Here is a 16329-nt window from a genome sequence, read left to right as displayed (position 1 = left end):
TCGGGGCGCCGTAGGCATAAACGGTCGCGTTAAGTATTTGCCGCTTGCTTGGGCTTGGATGCCCAAAACATGCTTCCGCAAAAATAGCGACTCCCCGGGAAAGCTTGGTTGATCTTCTGCAGTCTGCTGTTGATCGATATTTAGCCGGGCTGGCAGCGTTGGAATGTCTGATCAACCTTAAGCTCTCTGCTGTCGGGTGGAAAAGGTGATGCGCCTCGCTCAATGCTTGGACAGTAGAGATCGTAAGTTAATTCGATCTCGTTGATCTCCATCTCCCGGATGCTGCGTTGAAGCAGCTCTCGATGATGCTGCGGGCGCTCACTGTTGGGATTGATATTCTCCATAGGCCTTCGGTATTCACCCTTATAACCAAGAAATTGACATACTTTGGTTGCGGCTGATTGATCTCGCACAAAGTTAACTACAAGAAGATCGGCGGGCCTGTCAGAAAAATATGAGAGGACAAACAGATGGTAATCATTTCTTTGTTCTATCCAGGATTTAATTGCCTCTTTTGATGTGTCCCATTTGGGGCCGGTATGGTAATTCTGGCGTGTCCTCTTTCTGTGTTCTATATGAGCTAAGCGACTGTAAATCCAGCTCTCGAGATCACGTACATTGAGGATGAATTTCGATTTTGGAAATAATTGATCAAGTGCGACCATGTCTATTGGAATGTCATCGCTAAAGCAGTCATATTTTTTCAGTACGGATTGGTTGTTGTGATCCCTCCACTTGTTGCCGTGATAGGAGGGGTGCCCAAGAGATTCAAAGAGTGTATGTAGTGACGTTGAAGCGCTCTTATTGAAGCCGATCGCAAAAACTTTTTTATTTCTGATGCCGTTTCGATTTAAAAAACGACGTATGGTGATAGTTGCCTTTCTGGCAACTTCCTGGAAGTTCATTTGTGTTCCTCTACAGCCGCTAAAGCTTTCATGAATATCTGCTTGTAATAGTTACAGTGAGTTATGGTTTGAGTGATGTATGTCTTGAAAGCGTGGTGGTTGGATGAGGATTGTTTGTGCTTTTTTCTCTGCGACGATTAGAGCGAAGCTGAATCGGCTTGGCAAGTCACCCTGATGTGCATGCAGGTGAGGATCAGCTATTGTTGGCGGATGTAGAGTGTGGCAGTAATGATGAGATAAGATCGCTCTTACCACCTTGCAGGACCTTGAGTAGCTCGGTGCGTGCAACCTCCCGGTTGACATCGTGACTGGCGACAAACGCAATCAGTGCTTCGAATTTATCTCTTTTATCTTCGCCACGCTCTGAGAGATCTCTACGATCACCAAAGAGGTCCATCAGGGTTGAGCCGCAGGGACAGTTCCTGAATACCTCGACGATCAGTGTACCGTCATCGTCCTGAGACTGTTTAAGGCCGGTTTTGGTTTTATGGATGCTCTCTGTCTCGGCGAGGAACTGTTCGGCCGACTCAAACACACGACCACAGGTCTCGCAACGCTTGGGAAATGAGGAGTCTGCGAGGGCCTGTAGTCCCTTGAACAGCTCGTGTGAAAATCGTTCGTCATCGACCATGGGCGCCTGGCTCTCTCACTGTGCATCCACTGAGTATATGCACGATAGCGTGGTTATCTAGTCGAATATTTATGGGTGTATTTTCAATCTTGGTATGAAATCAGCTGTCTGCTGTTGGGTCTACTTACAGCGAAAGGGCCAGATGCGTTTGGCCGTGGCGGGGACAAGAGTGTTGTCTCGCTTGAAATAGGCAACAGGAATCCGCTTTTGGCTGCTGGGTAGTTCGACCATTGAGGGAGTGTCGTAGGGTGGTTGGTCGCGGTAGAAAGCGACAGGATCCATGAAGTAACCATCTTTGGGGGTCACGACGACACCATCGTGTGCCCAATCTGGAGATTGGCTGTAGAGGATAGCGAAGTGGAGTGCGTCTCGGCGCACCCGGCGACCCATTTTTCCGCTGTTGGATATCATGCCGATATCATCGCCCATCTTGACCTTGGTGCCGACAGGCAGCGGCGACATATTGAGCAGGTGGGTGTATTGGGAATAGGTCCAGTAGGGGAGGCCGGTCTGCTCGGGTGTGTGACGAAGCATTACCTCAATCCCTTTGCGATTACCGTCGTTCATAAAGCGGCCAACCACCATGCCATTGGCCACCGCAATGACGAGTGTTCCTCTGGGCTGTGGTATGTCGATTCCTTTATGCAGTGCTGCTCTGCCACCTCGTTTGTAGGTGTAGTCGATTGCCCACTGCTCGCTGTCGATTTCGGGACAGTTACCGTTGTTAATGAAATCGGGTTGCAGCCCCGTCTCAACGACGCCGTGTCTTCTGTATGGCAACGTTCTTCTTGCCGCTGCCACCGCGATACTTACCAACCATCTTGCGAATATCGTCACTGATCTGACTGGCATCAACGTAACCAGGGAGGGATGGACAGATATCACAGGGCGTCAGCACGCGCTTCTTACCCTCTCGTTCGGCATGTACCTGAAATGCAGATGTCATGAGCGTGAGAGCAGCAAGAACAAGGAGGGTTCTCATGTTGCTTCTATGTGGTTCAATCGATCAAGTGCAGGGTATCAACCAGCTCATTGGTATCACCCTCCTTTACAGGAAAGTGCTCGGCGAGAAGTTCGCCGCCGCGAAGAATTCCGTCGCGCAGACCCTGCGCAGGCTGTTTGTTGCTAAAGCCACCGATGATCGTGTCGCATACCGCCTGCCAGTCACTCTGGTTGAGTTTGCTATTGATCGTATCGTCACCGACGACATGCACCATATGCTCGTAGAGTGAGACATAGATCAGAATGCCGGTGGCATCCTCGGTATTGCGAATCTTGAGTTGTTGGAAGCTCTCACGTGCACGCTTCTCGACCTCATCCTGCATCTCAGCTTTTGATATGAGTGGAAGACGCAAGATTGGGAAGTGGCTGGCGAGTGCAATACCGATAAAGAAGGTAACTATCAGTATGAGCAGCACGATGGGAAGGCTGACGATGAGCGCCGGTCCGCTGCTCCACGCCTGTGTCGAATCGCTTATCCCCTGAAATGCGTACCAGCAGCATGAAAGCGACAGAAGAGAGAAGAGGAAGGCGAAGAGATCCTCAGAGCGGTCATATCGACCGGAGACGGTGGCCACCACTGGCACGATCTCGCCGGAGGTCTTCGATTCGACCTCGGCGATGGTCGCCTCGATCTGGCCGATCTCATCCTGGGAGAAGAGTGTTTTTGCGCTTTTTATTGTCATTACCATGATCCTGTTGCTCCACCACCGCCTGAGGAACCGCCACCAAATCCGCCACCGCTGCCTGAACCGGCATTGCGCAGGATGAAGAAGAGCAGCAGGCCGAATGCGACGATCAGTGCCCAGGCCCACCCTTTACGACCGGTTTTAAACAGATTGATGATGAGTAGAACAAAGCCGATCAGACCGCCGATCACCAGCGGCCAGAAGTACCAGGGCGCCGTTGCTTTGGGTAGCCCGAGGCCACGCGCCATCGCATTGAGACCGCGAACGCCATCGGCGATGCCGGTCGGGAAGTCACCGCGTTTGAAGGCGGGAACGATCAGTTCGTCCATCACCTGTTCGGCCTCATAGTCGTGCTGGCCTCCCCAATCTTTTCCCAGTTCAATGCGTGCCTTGCGATCACCCTCGGAGATGAGCAGCAAGATGCCGTAGTTTCGATCCTGCCAGCCGATACCCCAGTGGTCGAAGAGGGCTGCGGCATACTCTTCAATAGTGTGGGTAATGGCATCTTGGGATGAGAGCGAGGCGATGGTGACGACATAGAGTGGTACCTGCTCTTCACTGAGCAGTGCCGAGGCGGTGGCATCGATACGTTCGCCGGTTGCCTGGTTGATCAGGCCTGCACCATCCACATAGTAGTGCTCAGAGGGTGGTTTATCGGGAAAGGTGATGGCCGAGGCGCCGAGCGGCGCGAGGAGTAGAAACAGTGAGGCGAGTGCTGAAACGATGTGCTTCATAGTAGTGATTCCGTTCTTTGCCTTATTGAAGTCGCAGAATTGGTTTTGCTGGGAGAAGCTCAGCTTTGGACGATAACACAACGCCAGAGAGTGGTGAGCCGCGATCTGCGCGGTGTAGGTGGTTACTTTTCAAGGGTGAGATAGAGCGCCTCAACCTTGGCACGAGCCCAGGGTGTTTTGCGTAAGAATTTCAGGCTCGATTTGACCGAAGGATCGCTATTGAAACAGCGAATATCGATCTGTTTACCGAGCGACTCCCAGCCAAAGTGATCGACAAGGGCCGTGACGATCTGCTCGAGCTTGATGCCGTGCAGTGGGTTGTTTGGTTGCGGATGATTCATGACTCGATTGTACCCACAAACGGATGTTTGAGTGCGATATCCGCTAGTGGGTGGCTCGATCACCCCAGATCGACTTCAGAATTTGATCGCGACCGCAGTTCCAGCGGTAGTACTTGTAGCGAACGGGATTGTTCTTGTAGTAGTCCTGGTGGTAACTCTCATCTCCGGCGATGGGATAGAAGGTGGTGACGTCCAGGATTGGGGTGACAACCCTCTTATCGGGGAACTCGGCAATGACCTTCTGCTTTGACGCCACCGCAAGCTTCCGCTCCTCTGCATTGGCGACAAAGATCGCACTCAGGTAGCTCGGCCCCTTGTCGCAAAATTGTCCCCGAGCATCGAAGGGATCGATGTTGACCCAGTAGTGGTCGAGCAGCTGTTTGTAGCTGACCTTGTTCGGATCGTAGGTGATCTCCACCGCCTCGTAGTGGCCGGTGTGGTCGCCGTTGTAGGTCGGGTTCTTCAGCGTGCCGCCAGTAAAACCGGAGACGACATCAGTCACACCCTCCAACTTCTCGAAATCGGACTCCATGCACCAGAAGCAGCCGCCGGCGAGAATGGCCGTTTCCGAGGATGCAGGCAAGGTGAAAACCATGGTTAGGGTTAGCAGTATTGACGCTCTGAGGCTCATATGGTTCTCCTGAAGGTGCCGACAAACATGTGTGTCTCTCCGAAAAAATGGAGGTGTAAAAGATAGACCGCGCGATGCTGAAAAATATTTCACATAATCGACCGCCTATTTATAGATGCGGACGATTATGCGTGCCAGAGAAGCTTGGAAATAAGGGGTGTTCTGTGCTGGATAAGGTGTTCAAGAACCTGCCTTCTCTCATGAAGGTTAAATGCGAGTCGTGAGAAGCCAGAGTAATCGGTGCGGTTGCAGTTCTGGTTTAACCTGAAGCGGATGAATTGTTTACCTAATGCAAGCATCAGTAGGTCTGTGATGGCATCTATATTATTTTCGTGTGTGGGGTTTTGATGTATGGGCGAGCCATCCTTAGAAAGCACCTTGGTGAAATTATAGATGTTGTCGGTGCCGAGAATCTGTCTGCAATCTTCAAGTGCATCTGCGGAGTCGGTGGCAATAAAATAGGGAAGATGGTGCACATTTTGAATGCTCTTGAGTCCGTCAAGATAGTCGGTTGTATAGTCTGTATTGCGGATATGGATGGCAATATAGGGTTGTCCGATTTTTTCAATTCTCTGCGCAAGCTGGATGTTAATTGCGTCGTGAAGATTCAGTCTCAGAAGCGCGTAGATCGAGTCATCTCCACCACCACACTGATCATGAACCACGACCGCGTGTTTGTAGTCGCGATTAAAATCGAAACTAATTAGTGTGTTTGTATCGTCATAATACCCGGAACGAGGACATCTCTTTTCTTGTCTCCGATTGTAGTACCAGAATATGACGCTTTTTCGTTTACGTCGTCTGAACTTGGATGTGTAGTCGTTGATATGGCCAGATAGTGACTCCGGATACACATCGTTCGTGTCGATTTCCCTCGAGACGCTTTCAAAGTCAAGGATCAGGTTTTCGTTTCGTGAGATAAAGTAGTTGGAGAGTCTGTCCTGGAAAGATGTAAGGGCATTGTGGTTAGTATCGACAACGACTTTTCGATTGTATCTCTGGCCATATTCACAGCACTTTTCGATCTGGCACAGCATGTCGTTGAGTCCGCCCTGTGGGCGGCAAAGAACGTATCTTGATTCCATTCTTGTAGTCAGTCTCTATATGGGGTTTTTGTCGTACGAAATTATCACAGGGAGAGGCGCGATTGATGTTTGAAACGCAAAAAAAGCGCCCTTGAAAGTTCAGGGGCGCTTCCTGTGCGGTCTGTGGCCGCTCGTGAGCGGATTAGAGACTACTTGTCGTTGGCGAAGTCGAACGAGTCTGAGAAGAGGTTATCGAGAGAGAGCCCCTTGGCGACGAATGTGTCCTTGGCAGCGTGAATCATTGCCGGTGGTCCGCTCATGTAGACGTCGTGGCCTGAGAGATCGGGGTAGGTCTCAGCGACGGCCTCGTGAACAAAACCGGTCTTGCCTTCCCAGTTGTCTTCGGCCTTCGGCTCGGAGAGAACCGAGGTGAAGGTGAGGAATGCGTACTCATTCGCCCACTTCTCAGCCACATCGTTCATGTAGAGATCTTCTTTGGCGCGCACACCCCAGAAGAGGTGGACCGGACGGCTGTTACTGCTATCGAAGCAGTGCTCAAGGATGCCCTTGAGGGGTGCAAAGCCGGTACCGCCGCCCATCAGGACGATCGGACGCTCATTATCTTCACGCAGGAAGAAGGTGCCGTGTGGGCCCTCAATGCGGATGATCTCCTTCTCTTTCATCTCGTTGAAGATGTAACCGGTGTAGTCACCGCCCTCGACGTGGCGAATGTGCAGCTCAATGCGGCTGTCGTTACGTGGTGCGTTGGCGATGGAGAAGGCGCGACGACGACCATCTTCGAGCAGGATGTCGATGTACTGACCGGGCAGGAACTGCATCTCGTCGGCATCGGGCATCTTCAGGATCATGCGGATGACGTCGTGGGAGAGCTTGTCGAGTGATTCAACACGGCAGGGAACATTCTTAACCTCGATCTCCTTGTTGCTGGTGATCTCCTTCACCTCAAGTACCATGTCGGAGCGCGGTATGGCCTGGCAGGTGAGGATAATGCCGTCAGCCTGCTCGTCGGGGGTGATGGCCATCGGTTCGTTCTCACCGTAGTCGTAATCACCGGAGAGCTTCTTGCACTTGCAGGCACCGCAGGCGCCGTTACGGCAGCCGTAGGGGAAGGCGAGGCCGTTGTTCAGTGCAGCATCGAGGATCGCCTCATCGGCACCGGGAGTGAATTCATGACCGCTGGGTTCGACTGTAACCTTGAAGCTCATCGCAATTCCTTAAATTGGTCTTAGTATGGATTGGCGCGGAATTATCCACCATTACGCTCAGGAATCAAAATGGAGAAGTGTGTCTTTATAGTTGGCTGTGGTTATGTCGGGCGTCGAGTCGCCTCCGCATGGCGTACAGAGAGTGTACATGTGGGCGCACTTACCCACACCGAATGTCGTGTTGATGAGCTTAAAGTGCATGGAATTGCGCCAATTGTCGGCGATCTCGACTCGAGTGCGAGCTTGGAAGAGCTGCCGGTGGAGGATTCACTGCTCTACCATTTGGCACCGCCGCCGCAGATGGGTGAAATCGATAATCGTGTCGGGAATCTGCTGAGCGCAATGGTTGAGAGGTGCCCTGCACGCATCGTCTATCTCAGTACCACCGGCGTCTATGGCGACTGCGGAGGTGTCTGGATTGATGAGCAGCAGCCACTGAATCCTGTGGCTGCCCGTGCAAAACGGCGTGTCGATGCCGAGCAGCGTTATCGGGAGTGGTGTGAAGCGAGAGGTGTGGAGCTGGTGATACTGCGGGTGTCGGGAATCTACGGGCCCGGCAAGTTGCCGGAAGCAAGGATCAGACGTGGAGACCCGGTGCTGGAGGAGGCGAGCTCCCCCTATACCAACCGAATCCACATCGATGATCTGGTGGCGGCTGCAGTGGCGGCAGGTAGAGAGGGTGCATCGGGAATCTACAATGTGGCCGATGGTCATCCCACCACCATGACCGACTACTTCTGTCGGGTGGCGGACCATCTGGGGCTACCGCAACCTGAGCAGCTGACACCCGAAGCGGCAGAGGCGGTGCTGGGAGAGGGTATGAAGAGTTATCTGGCCGAGTCGCGGCGTATCGACAATTCTCGTCTGAAGGATCTGCTAGGCGGCAAGCTCCGTTTTCCCGATCTGGAGCATGGTCTGGCGGGTTGTTGAGGCGGATTCACGGAGTGCGCGATGCTTTATCTGGGCTACGACTGATCGTAGTTGGACCGCTCTACTTCTTACTCTTTTTCGGGCGGCTCTCTTTCGAGTCGAGCCAGTCGATGATCGGCTGCCACTGCTCGCGGTCGTGGCCGGTGTGGGAGGCGGGAAGCTCGAAGATGCCAACGCCCTGTTCAGCGGCACGGATGTAGTTCTGGGTGTCACGCAGTACACCGATGAAGGGAATGCCGAGCCGATCGAGAAAACGGTGCAGGCTCTGGTAGACACGGGTCCGTTCGCGAACCCGGTTGGCGACCACCGCGATGCGGGTGCGAGAGCGAGAGACACGTCCCATCGTTAATAGCTCGGCGATGTAATCGGCGGTGGCGCGGATATCGAACGGTGAAGGTAACACCGGAATCAGGATCGTCTGGGCGAGTTTTACATGGTTTTTCAGCTGCTTGTCACGTACCGAGGCGGGCGAATCCATGATCAGTGCCCCCTTGCCGTGGGGCAGCATCAGTTCACCGACCTTCTCGGGTGCGCAGCGCTGAATCTTCGGCAGCTTCTTGCTGCGTGCCTTGAGCCACGCCTTGCTGCTTCCCTGTGGATCGAAGTCAGCGAGTATCACCGGCTCACCTTGGCTGGCGTAATAGCTGGCAAGATTGGTGGCGATGGTGCTTTTTCCGCACCCACCCTTGGGGTTGAGGACCATAATTCTGCGCATTGGTGCTCTGAATTCCTTGTGGCTGATTAGGGGGGGCTAGTCGTCGAGGATGTCGAGCTCGTCCCAGAGTTGGTCAACCCGCGATTTTACCGCCTCATCCATGACAATGGTGCTGCCCCACTCGCGGTTGGTCTCGCCCTGCCACTTATTAGTAGCATCAAAGCCCATCTTCGAGCCCAGGCCTGAAACCGGCGATGCAAAGTCGAGGTAGTCGATCGGTGTGTTCTCGATCATGGTGGTGTCCCGCGCCGGATCCATGCGGGTGGTCATGGCCCAGATGACGTCGTTCCAGTCTCGCACGTTCACGTCATCATCGGTGACGATCACGAATTTTGTGTACATAAACTGGCGCAGGAAGGACCAGACGCCGAGCATCACCCGCTTCGCGTGGCCAGGGTACTGCTTCTTCATGCTGACTACCGCCATGCGGTAGGAGCACCCCTCGGGCGGCAGGTAGAAGTCGACTATCTCTGGGAACTGCTTCTGCAGGATCGGCACAAAGACCTCATTGAGTGCCACGCTGAGAACTGCCGGTTCATCGGGCGGACGCCCGGTGTAGGTGGAGTGGTAGATCGGGTCTTGGCGCTGGGTGATGCGCTCAATGGTGAAGACGGGGAACGACTCCACCTCGTTGTAGTAGCCGGTGTGGTCGCCAAATGGCCCTTCGTCGGCCATGTCCTCGGGGTAGATGAAACCCTCCAACACAAACTCAGCACTGGCGGGTACCTGCAACTCGGAACCGATGCAGTTGGTGACCTCGGTCTTGGCGCCGCGCAGTAACCCGGCGAAGGCGTATTCGCTAAGTGAGTCGGGCACCGGGGTAACGGCACCGAGAATGGTGGCCGGATCGGCGCCGAGTGCCACGGCGATCGGGAAGGGTTCACCGGGATGTTCCTGCTGCCACTCACGGAAATCGAGTGCGCCGCCACGGTGTGAGAGCCAGCGCATGATGACGCGGTTCTTACCGATCACCTGCTGGCGATAGATGCCGAGATTCTGTCGCTCTTTGTGTGGTCCCCTGGTGACCACCAGTCCCCAGGTGATCAGCGGTCCGGCATCGCCCGGCCAGCAGGTCTGCACCGGAAGCTTGCCAAGATCGACCTCGTCACCCTCCAGTACCACCGCCTGGCAGGGTGCGCCCTTGACCACCTTGGGTGCCATGTTGAGCACCTGCTTGAAGACCGGCAGCTTCTCCCAGGCATCCTTCATCCCCTTGGGTGGCTCTGGCTCCTTGAGGTAGGCGAGTAGTTTGCCGACCTCGCGAAGTGCCTCGACCGACTCCTCACCCATACCGTAGGCGACCCGCTCCGGGGTGCCGAAGAGGTTGGCCAGCACCGGTACGTCGGATCCCTTCGGATTCTCGAACAGCAGCGCCGGGCCACCAGCACGCAGGGTGCGGTCGCAGATCTCGGTCATCTCCAGATTGGGGTCGATCTCAGTGGTGATGCGCTTGAGCTCGCCCTTCTGCTCAAGCTGCGCGATGAAGTCTCGCAGGTCTCTGTATTTCATTCTTTTATATGCCCGTTGTCTGCTGAACGATTATGCGGTGTGGTGGTAGGGCAGGCAAATGGAACGATAGCTGTAGGGGTTATTACCGCTTCAAATTTGTGGGATCTGGTAGTAGGGTTCAAAACCATAATTTCTGGCTGGAGATTGAGAATGGCGATTACCTGGGACGATACCTACAGTGTGGGTATCGAAGAGATCGATAATCAGCACAAGGTGCTGGTAGGTCTGATCAATGAGCTTGATGATGCGCTGCGGGTGCATAGCAATCGTGAGATGGTGCAGGGGGTGATCGATCAGCTGATCGACTACACCAAGCTCCATTTTGCGGTGGAAGAGAGCATTATGCGGTTGTTCAAATATAAGGAGTATGAGCCGCACAAGGCGGTTCATGACGGCATTATCGATAAACTGAATGGGATGAATGAGAAGTTTTCGGGGAGTCGCTATTTTTGCGGAAGCTTGTTTTCGTCGTTCGCTCGCGCTCTCAACTACGAATATGCAGACGGCGTCGACTATCGCGGACTAACCGCCTTCGCTTCGCTATCCATGGCGGTCAGCGATGGCGGGGGATCGTTCGGTGGGTACCGAACTGCTCTTCTTCCTGCAGGAGTGGCTCTTTGACCACATACAGAAGGTCGACAAACAGTACTCAAAACGCTTCCAGAAAATTCTTGGTGGTGGGGTGCTGGGTAAGCTCTTCTAATAAGCTCAGGATCAGACGATATGGCGAGTGATGAACAGTGCGGCCTGGGTGTAGAGCCCGACTACTCCAAGGTGACGATGGTTACCCTTGAGCCGCAGCCTTCGCCTCAGGACTACATCGCTGCGATGGCGCTGGCCGATAGTGAGGCCGAATCGCGTCTTGGTGAGGTGATGTTGATCTCATGGTACGACCGCGATCGCGATTACGAGTCGCCACAGCACAGCAGTGAGTGTCATATGGATAGCGCGGTACCGGGCTATGTCGACTATGGGCTTAACCACGGTGCCACCCTGAAGATCGATATCGAGCAGGGGCGTTTCATCTTTTTCTACCTTGCGCTCGACCTCTAATTCACGCTAATGGCACTGCTCTGGTATAGAAAAGAGGGTGAGTCACGCTATGAGGTGCGTAGCGCAGGTGCCACGCGCCGTCTCTATACCAACGGCGTCTTCCACAGTCAGTACAACCCCAATCGCCCCATCAGTGGCAGTGTCTGGGGCCTGCTGATGTTGCCCGCGCTCTACTACCCCCCGTGGCTCGATAAAACGGGTGCTGCTGCTAGGTGTCGGTGGCGGTTCGGTGATTCGTTTACTTCACCACTACCTGCAACCGGAATCTGTGGTTGGCGTTGAACTCAATCCGATCCATCTGCAGGTGGCACGTGACTTCTTCGAAGCCGAGCAGCCTGGGGTTACATTGGTTGAGGGAGATGCCCGGGCCTGGGTTGAGAGCTATCGCGGCGAACCGTTCGATATGGTGATCGACGACCTGTTTGGTGATACCGATGGGGAGGCGGAGCGTGCTATTACCGCATCGGGTGTGTGGATGGGCAGCTTGGCCAGGCTACTTACCCCTGAGGGCGCACTGGTGATCAACTTCGGCTCGCGTGAGGAGCTGCGCGGCAGTGGTTACTTCACCAACCAGCGTGTAACGCGGCGATTCAACGCCGTACATGAGCTGACACTGCCGCTGTTCGAGAATGCGATTGGGGTGTTTCTCGGTGAGGCGTTGCAGCCCAGTGAGCTGCATACTAGTCTGCAGGAGTTAAGCGGTGTGGGGGCGCTCTATGTAGATGGTCGTCCTAAATATCGTCTGCGCAGAATCGAATAATAAAACTGGGGTCACAATGGATAAACAATCGGGAAATAACCAGATACCACTGCCAACCACCACGCTGTGGGCAATACTGTTTGCCTCCTTCTTCATCATGCTGGGAATGCTCTTCTACCTCTTCGCCAACGTGATTGAGATTGCGCCGATCCCATCGCTGCAGCCGACGCTTTTTTATGGCGGTCTGGCGGTAGCGGCTGTGGTGCTGTTGGTCAGCAAAAGCCTGGCAAATCGGAGTCGACTCGAGGCAGAGGGGCGTCAGGGGAGTGGTAACCCGCTCTCGGCACTGATGTTGCCGATTGCACTGGCCGAGGCGCCGGCGATGATCGGCGCACTGCATTTTCTGCTCGGTGGTGATCTGATGCGATCGCTGTTGCTGGTGGCGGCATCGGTTATCCTCTTTTTGGTGAATAAACCGTAACGCCCTGTTGGTATTGGTGATTTGAACCTGTCTAAAGTTTGCTGGCAGCGCTTCTCCATATCGGTTATTACTAACGCGGTGCGGATTTAACAATCCGTCCCTTTGCATGAGAGGTATGGCAATGGCTGATGAGAACGGAGCGGAGCGGCGCAGGGACGAGCGACATGGGCGGGTCGATCGGGTGACGTTGCGCCCACTTGAATCACCCGAGGGTGCTGAGATTGAGGTTGCGCAGGTCAGTTGTATGACGGTCGACATCTCGGCCGGTGGTTTCTGTCTGCGCTCCAATGAGGCGGTAGAAACCGATCAGCAGGTTGAGATCTGTGCACAGGTATTGGGCAATCCAATTAAGTACTATCTTAAAGGGACCGTACTGCGCTGCACCGCCTTTGAGGATGGCTACGCGCTTGGTATCGAGCTCGAGGAGCGACCGGGAGCCGATCTACGTGGCTGGCAGGCGCTGTTCGAAGAGTAAATGGTGATTGGAAAGGGATGAGACAGAGAGAGCATGGCTGAACCCACTTTCGAGGTTATCTTTCGCGGCAGACGTGTCGAGGGCACCGATCTAATCGAGGTGAAGCAGCGCGTTGCGGCGCTGTTCAAGACCGAGGTTGAGAAGATCAACCATCTCTTCTCCGGTAAGGCGATCGCGATCAAGCGCGGTATCGATCAGCAGACGGCGCAGAAATATCAGGTGGCCATGCGCCAGGCGGGTGCCGAATGTGAGGTTGTGGTCTCAGGCGGTGCAGCGAACAGCCAGCCACAGTCTCCCGCCACCCCGTCCACTCAGGAGCCGGCAGCAGCGAACAGAACCACCAGCCAGCCAGCGGCTGGGCTTGATAGCGCAGAACTGGCCGCCTTTGGCGCGACGCTCTCCGAGAAGGAGCGGGGAGAGACACCGCAGATAGATACCAGTGCCTTCTCGGTGGCTGATGTTGGTGAGACGATTGCCGAGGTGGTCAGGGGTGAAGCACCCGACATCGACACCAGTGCGCTGAGTGTCGGCAGTGTCGGTGAGACCCTGGGCGAGGTGGTCAAGGGTGAGGCACCTGATATCGATACCAGTGCATTGAGTGTCAGTGAGGCCGGTGAGACGTTGACGGAGTTCGAGCGGGGCGAGACGCCACAGATCGATACCAGCTCACTGAGTGTCGCCGAGGTCGGTGAGGTACTGGGCGAGAAGAAAAAGGGCGAGGCACCCGATATCGATACCAGCGCACTGAGCATCGATTCTGACGAGTAGAGACTGCCGAACTCTTTTAGATCGAGTATAATCTGCATCAATCTGACGTGCTGTTCAGAGACAATCCCAGAGCAAGTAACCCACCGGATACCCTATTTTGTACCCCACGATTGAGAAAAACCTGGCCCGTTTTATCGCCTCGGCCAGTGCGGAACTATTGAATAACGGCTCGATCGGGGTGGAGAAGGAGTGCCTGCGGGTTAATGAGAAGGGCAGCATCTCGCAAAAGCCGCATCCGATGGTGCTCGGTTCGGCACTGACCAACCCCTATATCACTACCGACTACTCCGAGGCGCTGCTGGAGCTAATAACCCCACCCGTTGGCGAGATGCAGGCGGTGTTCAAGTTTCTTTGTGATACGCAGCAGTATGTCTATCGCCACCTGGGCGATGAGCTGCTCTGGTCGACCAGCATGCCGTGCGTGGTCGCGGGTGAGTCGAGTATTCCACTGGCGAGATACGGCAGCTCCAACGCTGGTCAGATGAAGAATATCTACCGTCGAGGACTTGGCTACCGTTACGGTCGGGTGATGCAGGTGATCGCTGGCGTCCACTTCAACTACTCATTCTCAGATGCATTCTGGCAGGCGCTACATCGACTCGAGGGCGATAACCAGCCGCTGCAGAACTTTATCTCAGAGCGCTACATGGGGCTGATCCGGAGCCTGCAGCGTGTCGGTTGGCTGATCCCCTATCTGTTTGGAGCCTCACCGGCGATCTGCAAGTCATTCCTCGGTACTGAGCCGACCGAGCTCGAGTCGTTCGATGAGTTTAGCTACTATGGCCCCTACGCAACCTCGCTGCGCATGGGTGATATCGGCTACCAGAACAATAAGGAGAGCGAGAGTGGCATAAAGGCGTGTTACGACTCGCTCGACGCCTATGTTGAGAGTCTCAACTGTGCGATCGACACTCCCTGCCCCGACTACGAAAAGATCGGGGTGAAGGTCGATGGAGAGTATCGCCAGCTCAATGCCAATATTCTGCAGATTGAGAATGAGTACTACAGTACGGTACGTCCCAAGCAGATTCTGAAGGGGAATGAGAAGCCGACCGTGGCGCTTAAGCGTCGTGGTGTGCGATATGTGGAGCTACGCTCGCTTGATGTGAACGCCTTCGATCCTCTGGGTATTAACGCTGAACAGCTTCGATTTCTTGAGATGTTGATGATCTTCTGTCTGTTTGAAGAGTCACCCTCGCTCGCTGCGGGCGAGGCCCAGGAGATCGATGCCAATGAGATGACGGTCGCTCATCGCGGACGCGAACCGGGGCTGACACTTAACCGTTGTGGCGAGTCAGTTAGCCTGAAGCAGTGGGCCGGTGCGGTGTGCGATGCGCTACTGCCAATCTCAGAACTGCTCGATCGCGATGAAGGTGGTCGACCCTACAGCGCGGCTCTGGCAGAGCAGGTTGAAGCGGTTGCCGATCCTGAAAAGACCCCGTCGGCACGCATGCTCAACGAGATGCGCGATAATGGTGAGGCGTTTTTCCACTTCGCCAATCGCATGTCGCAGCAGCATCGAAGATATTTCATGGAGCGTGCCGTTGATGATGTACAGATGGCACTGTTCGATGAGCAGGCGAAGCAGTCGTTGCGCCATCAGCGCGAGATTGAAGAGTCGGACGGTGAGGATTTCGACGCATTTCTAGCGGACTATTTCGCACAGCGCTGATCTTCATATGGGTGGGATCGTAGACGCACAGCGATCCTGATCCCTGTTTGTTGCAGTGCGAACCGGCTAGCTATTAGCCGCGAGTGAAGACCCAATCACTCTCATTCGAGAGCGATTCGTTGAACAGGTAATCCTCCTGTGCAAAGTCACGCAGCGCCTCGGTTTCGCTCAGACGGTTCTGGATAATAAAGCGACTCATCAGACCACGCGCCTTCTTGGCGTGCACACCGATTACCTTGTAACCGTCACCCTTACGCTCCTTGAAATGGGGTGTGATGATTCGGCCTTCGAGCCTCTTCGGTCGAACTGCCTTGAAGTACTCGTTGGAGGCAAGGTTGATCAAGGTCTCGTCACCCTGCTTTTTCAACGCTTTGCTCAGCTCGTTGGTGATGGTGTCGCCCCAGAACTGGTAGAGGTTCTTGCCACGTGAGGTGTCGAGTGAGCGGCCCATCTCGAGTCGGTAGGGCTGCATCAGGTCGAGCGGGCGCAGTAGGCCGTAGAGACCAGAGAGGATACGCAGGTGCTTCTGGGCGAATTTGAAATCGGCCGCTTTGAAACTCTCGGCATCAAGCCCGGTATAGACGTCACCCTTGAAAGCGAGCAGCGCCTGCTTGGCATTCTCCGCAGTGAAGGGGGTGTGCCAGTCGTGAAAGCGCTCGAAGTTGAGATCGGCCAGCTTCATACTTACCTTCATCAATTCTGCGATATCGAGTTCCGAGAGGTTGCGGGCGCGATCGATCAATAGCTGCGAGTCGTCGAGCAGATCGGGGGTGGTGAAGGTTTTGGTCTTCGGCGCGGTCTCATAATCGAGGGTCTTGGCCGGTGAGATGACGATCAACATCGTG

23 protein-coding genes are annotated in these 16329 nt (G+C 54.6%); 10 read left to right on the top strand and 13 right to left on the bottom strand.

Annotation, left to right across the window (positions count from 1 at the left end; genetic code table 11):
• Positions 1–140 precede the first annotated feature (140 nt).
• The 10 genes from BOW52_RS08005 to BOW52_RS07960 all read right to left on the bottom strand — a co-directional run bounded on the left by BOW52_RS08005 (position 141) and on the right by BOW52_RS07960 (position 7181).
• Complete coding sequence (locus tag BOW52_RS08005) at positions 141–905, bottom strand: sulfotransferase (protein WP_078483567.1); 765 nt, start codon at positions 903–905, stop codon at positions 141–143.
• A 193-nt stretch (positions 906–1098) separates the two neighbouring features.
• Positions 1099–1536, bottom strand: a complete 438-nt coding sequence (locus BOW52_RS08000; RefSeq protein ID WP_078483566.1) for an oxidoreductase — start codon at positions 1534–1536, stop codon at positions 1099–1101.
• Positions 1537–1656: 120 nt separating this feature from the next.
• Positions 1657–2316, bottom strand: a complete 660-nt coding sequence (locus BOW52_RS07995; protein WP_172840254.1) for a M23 family metallopeptidase — start codon at positions 2314–2316, stop codon at positions 1657–1659.
• Positions 2288–2482, bottom strand: coding sequence for a hypothetical protein (locus BOW52_RS07990; protein ID WP_172840252.1), 195 nt, complete (start codon positions 2480–2482; stop codon positions 2288–2290). Before BOW52_RS07990 ends, BOW52_RS07995 begins: the two co-directional genes overlap by 29 nt.
• A 52-nt stretch (positions 2483–2534) precedes the next feature.
• Positions 2535–3221: a TPM domain-containing protein gene (locus tag BOW52_RS07985; protein ID WP_172840250.1), complete on the bottom strand. Its 687-nt coding sequence runs from the start codon at positions 3219–3221 to the stop codon at positions 2535–2537.
• Positions 3221–3958 (bottom strand): TPM domain-containing protein, encoded by a 738-nt coding sequence (locus tag BOW52_RS07980; RefSeq protein WP_078483563.1) that lies wholly within the window; start codon positions 3956–3958, stop codon positions 3221–3223. Before BOW52_RS07980 ends, BOW52_RS07985 begins: the two co-directional genes overlap by 1 nt.
• A gap of 122 nt (positions 3959–4080) precedes the next feature.
• Positions 4081–4299: a VF530 family protein gene (locus BOW52_RS07975; RefSeq protein ID WP_078483562.1), complete on the bottom strand. Its 219-nt coding sequence runs from the start codon at positions 4297–4299 to the stop codon at positions 4081–4083.
• Positions 4300–4342: 43 nt separating this feature from the next.
• Positions 4343–4930 (bottom strand): peptide-methionine (S)-S-oxide reductase MsrA, encoded by a 588-nt coding sequence (gene msrA / locus BOW52_RS07970; protein ID WP_078483561.1) that lies wholly within the window; start codon positions 4928–4930, stop codon positions 4343–4345.
• Between the two features lie 125 nt (positions 4931–5055).
• Positions 5056–6015, bottom strand: coding sequence for an O-fucosyltransferase family protein (locus BOW52_RS07965; RefSeq protein WP_078483560.1), 960 nt, complete (start codon positions 6013–6015; stop codon positions 5056–5058).
• Between the two features lie 149 nt (positions 6016–6164).
• A complete protein-coding gene (locus tag BOW52_RS07960) occupies positions 6165–7181 on the bottom strand; it encodes a CDP-6-deoxy-delta-3,4-glucoseen reductase (RefSeq protein WP_078483559.1) in 1017 nt (338 codons plus the stop codon).
• Positions 7182–7250: 69 nt separating this feature from the next.
• Between BOW52_RS07960 and BOW52_RS07955 the strand changes: the two genes are divergently transcribed.
• Positions 7251–8111 (top strand): SDR family oxidoreductase, encoded by an 861-nt coding sequence (locus BOW52_RS07955; protein ID WP_078483558.1) that lies wholly within the window; start codon positions 7251–7253, stop codon positions 8109–8111.
• Positions 8112–8172: 61 nt separating this feature from the next.
• Here BOW52_RS07955 and BOW52_RS07950 read toward each other — a convergent pair whose 3' ends face one another.
• Together BOW52_RS07950 and ubiD are read right to left on the bottom strand one after the other, a co-directional pair.
• Positions 8173–8814 (bottom strand): nucleotide-binding protein, encoded by a 642-nt coding sequence (locus BOW52_RS07950; protein ID WP_236725673.1) that lies wholly within the window; start codon positions 8812–8814, stop codon positions 8173–8175.
• A gap of 48 nt (positions 8815–8862) precedes the next feature.
• Positions 8863–10335, bottom strand: coding sequence for a 4-hydroxy-3-polyprenylbenzoate decarboxylase (ubiD, locus tag BOW52_RS07945; protein WP_078483556.1), 1473 nt, complete (start codon positions 10333–10335; stop codon positions 8863–8865).
• 150 nt (positions 10336–10485) lie between these two features.
• On the opposite strand from ubiD, the gene BOW52_RS07940 reads away from it, so the two are divergent.
• From BOW52_RS07940 to gshA, 9 genes are all read left to right on the top strand, one after another.
• Positions 10486–10956 (top strand): bacteriohemerythrin, encoded by a 471-nt coding sequence (locus tag BOW52_RS07940; RefSeq protein WP_078483555.1) that lies wholly within the window; start codon positions 10486–10488, stop codon positions 10954–10956.
• Entirely contained in the window at positions 10913–11038 is a 126-nt protein-coding gene (locus BOW52_RS17730) for a hypothetical protein (protein WP_269087641.1), read from the top strand. Before BOW52_RS07940 ends, BOW52_RS17730 begins: the two co-directional genes overlap by 44 nt.
• Before the next feature lie 20 nt (positions 11039–11058).
• Positions 11059–11388: an AF1514 family protein gene (locus tag BOW52_RS07935; protein WP_078483554.1), complete on the top strand. Its 330-nt coding sequence runs from the start codon at positions 11059–11061 to the stop codon at positions 11386–11388.
• Positions 11389–11397: 9 nt separating this feature from the next.
• Positions 11398–11670: a hypothetical protein gene (locus tag BOW52_RS07930; RefSeq protein ID WP_135622146.1), complete on the top strand. Its 273-nt coding sequence runs from the start codon at positions 11398–11400 to the stop codon at positions 11668–11670.
• Complete coding sequence (locus tag BOW52_RS07925) at positions 11618–12148, top strand: polyamine aminopropyltransferase (RefSeq protein ID WP_172840248.1); 531 nt, start codon at positions 11618–11620, stop codon at positions 12146–12148. Before BOW52_RS07930 ends, BOW52_RS07925 begins: the two co-directional genes overlap by 53 nt.
• Positions 12149–12164: 16 nt before the next feature.
• Positions 12165–12569: a hypothetical protein gene (locus BOW52_RS07920; protein ID WP_078483552.1), complete on the top strand. Its 405-nt coding sequence runs from the start codon at positions 12165–12167 to the stop codon at positions 12567–12569.
• A 121-nt stretch (positions 12570–12690) separates the two neighbouring features.
• Positions 12691–13044: a PilZ domain-containing protein gene (locus BOW52_RS07915; protein WP_172840246.1), complete on the top strand. Its 354-nt coding sequence runs from the start codon at positions 12691–12693 to the stop codon at positions 13042–13044.
• Positions 13045–13077: 33 nt separating this feature from the next.
• Positions 13078–13812 (top strand): hypothetical protein, encoded by a 735-nt coding sequence (locus BOW52_RS07910; RefSeq protein WP_078483550.1) that lies wholly within the window; start codon positions 13078–13080, stop codon positions 13810–13812.
• Between the two features lie 97 nt (positions 13813–13909).
• Positions 13910–15484, top strand: coding sequence for a glutamate--cysteine ligase (gshA, locus tag BOW52_RS07905; protein WP_078483549.1), 1575 nt, complete (start codon positions 13910–13912; stop codon positions 15482–15484).
• Positions 15485–15557: 73 nt separating this feature from the next.
• Here gshA and yaaA read toward each other — a convergent pair whose 3' ends face one another.
• Positions 15558–16325, bottom strand: coding sequence for a peroxide stress protein YaaA (gene yaaA / locus BOW52_RS07900; RefSeq protein ID WP_078483548.1), 768 nt, complete (start codon positions 16323–16325; stop codon positions 15558–15560).
• Positions 16326–16329 lie beyond the last annotated feature (4 nt).

The sequence above is a fragment of the Solemya pervernicosa gill symbiont genome (assembly GCF_002020875.1).
Lineage (GTDB): Bacteria > Pseudomonadota > Gammaproteobacteria.
The sequence above is the reverse complement of the archived record's forward strand: the minus strand, read 5'-3'. Positions and strand labels throughout refer to the sequence as shown.

What these genes read in the sequence shown, in the direction of transcription:
- BOW52_RS08005 (WP_078483567.1), bottom strand. Translation starts at nt 905, where the DNA reads ATGAACTTCCAGGAAGTTGCCAGAAAGGCAACTATCACCATACGTCGT.
- BOW52_RS08000 (WP_078483566.1), bottom strand. Translation starts at nt 1,536, where the DNA reads ATGGTCGATGACGAACGATTTTCACACGAGCTGTTCAAGGGACTACAG.
- BOW52_RS07990 (WP_172840252.1), bottom strand. Translation starts at nt 2,482, where the DNA reads ATGACATCTGCATTTCAGGTACATGCCGAACGAGAGGGTAAGAAGCGC.
- BOW52_RS07985 (WP_172840250.1), bottom strand. Translation starts at nt 3,221, where the DNA reads ATGACAATAAAAAGCGCAAAAACACTCTTCTCCCAGGATGAGATCGGC.
- BOW52_RS07980 (WP_078483563.1), bottom strand. Translation starts at nt 3,958, where the DNA reads ATGAAGCACATCGTTTCAGCACTCGCCTCACTGTTTCTACTCCTCGCG.
- BOW52_RS07975 (WP_078483562.1), bottom strand. Translation starts at nt 4,299, where the DNA reads ATGAATCATCCGCAACCAAACAACCCACTGCACGGCATCAAGCTCGAG.
- msrA (WP_078483561.1), bottom strand. Translation starts at nt 4,930, where the DNA reads ATGAGCCTCAGAGCGTCAATACTGCTAACCCTAACCATGGTTTTCACC.
- BOW52_RS07965 (WP_078483560.1), bottom strand. Translation starts at nt 6,015, where the DNA reads ATGGAATCAAGATACGTTCTTTGCCGCCCACAGGGCGGACTCAACGAC.
- BOW52_RS07960 (WP_078483559.1), bottom strand. Translation starts at nt 7,181, where the DNA reads ATGAGCTTCAAGGTTACAGTCGAACCCAGCGGTCATGAATTCACTCCC.
- BOW52_RS07955 (WP_078483558.1), top strand. Translation starts at nt 7,251, where the DNA reads ATGGAGAAGTGTGTCTTTATAGTTGGCTGTGGTTATGTCGGGCGTCGA.
- BOW52_RS07950 (WP_236725673.1), bottom strand. Translation starts at nt 8,814, where the DNA reads ATGGTCCTCAACCCCAAGGGTGGGTGCGGAAAAAGCACCATCGCCACC.
- ubiD (WP_078483556.1), bottom strand. Translation starts at nt 10,335, where the DNA reads ATGAAATACAGAGACCTGCGAGACTTCATCGCGCAGCTTGAGCAGAAG.
- BOW52_RS07940 (WP_078483555.1), top strand. Translation starts at nt 10,486, where the DNA reads ATGGCGATTACCTGGGACGATACCTACAGTGTGGGTATCGAAGAGATC.
- BOW52_RS07935 (WP_078483554.1), top strand. Translation starts at nt 11,059, where the DNA reads ATGGCGAGTGATGAACAGTGCGGCCTGGGTGTAGAGCCCGACTACTCC.
- BOW52_RS07930 (WP_135622146.1), top strand. Translation starts at nt 11,398, where the DNA reads ATGGCACTGCTCTGGTATAGAAAAGAGGGTGAGTCACGCTATGAGGTG.
- BOW52_RS07920 (WP_078483552.1), top strand. Translation starts at nt 12,165, where the DNA reads ATGGATAAACAATCGGGAAATAACCAGATACCACTGCCAACCACCACG.
- BOW52_RS07915 (WP_172840246.1), top strand. Translation starts at nt 12,691, where the DNA reads ATGGCTGATGAGAACGGAGCGGAGCGGCGCAGGGACGAGCGACATGGG.
- BOW52_RS07910 (WP_078483550.1), top strand. Translation starts at nt 13,078, where the DNA reads ATGGCTGAACCCACTTTCGAGGTTATCTTTCGCGGCAGACGTGTCGAG.
- yaaA (WP_078483548.1), bottom strand. Translation starts at nt 16,325, where the DNA reads ATGTTGATCGTCATCTCACCGGCCAAGACCCTCGATTATGAGACCGCG.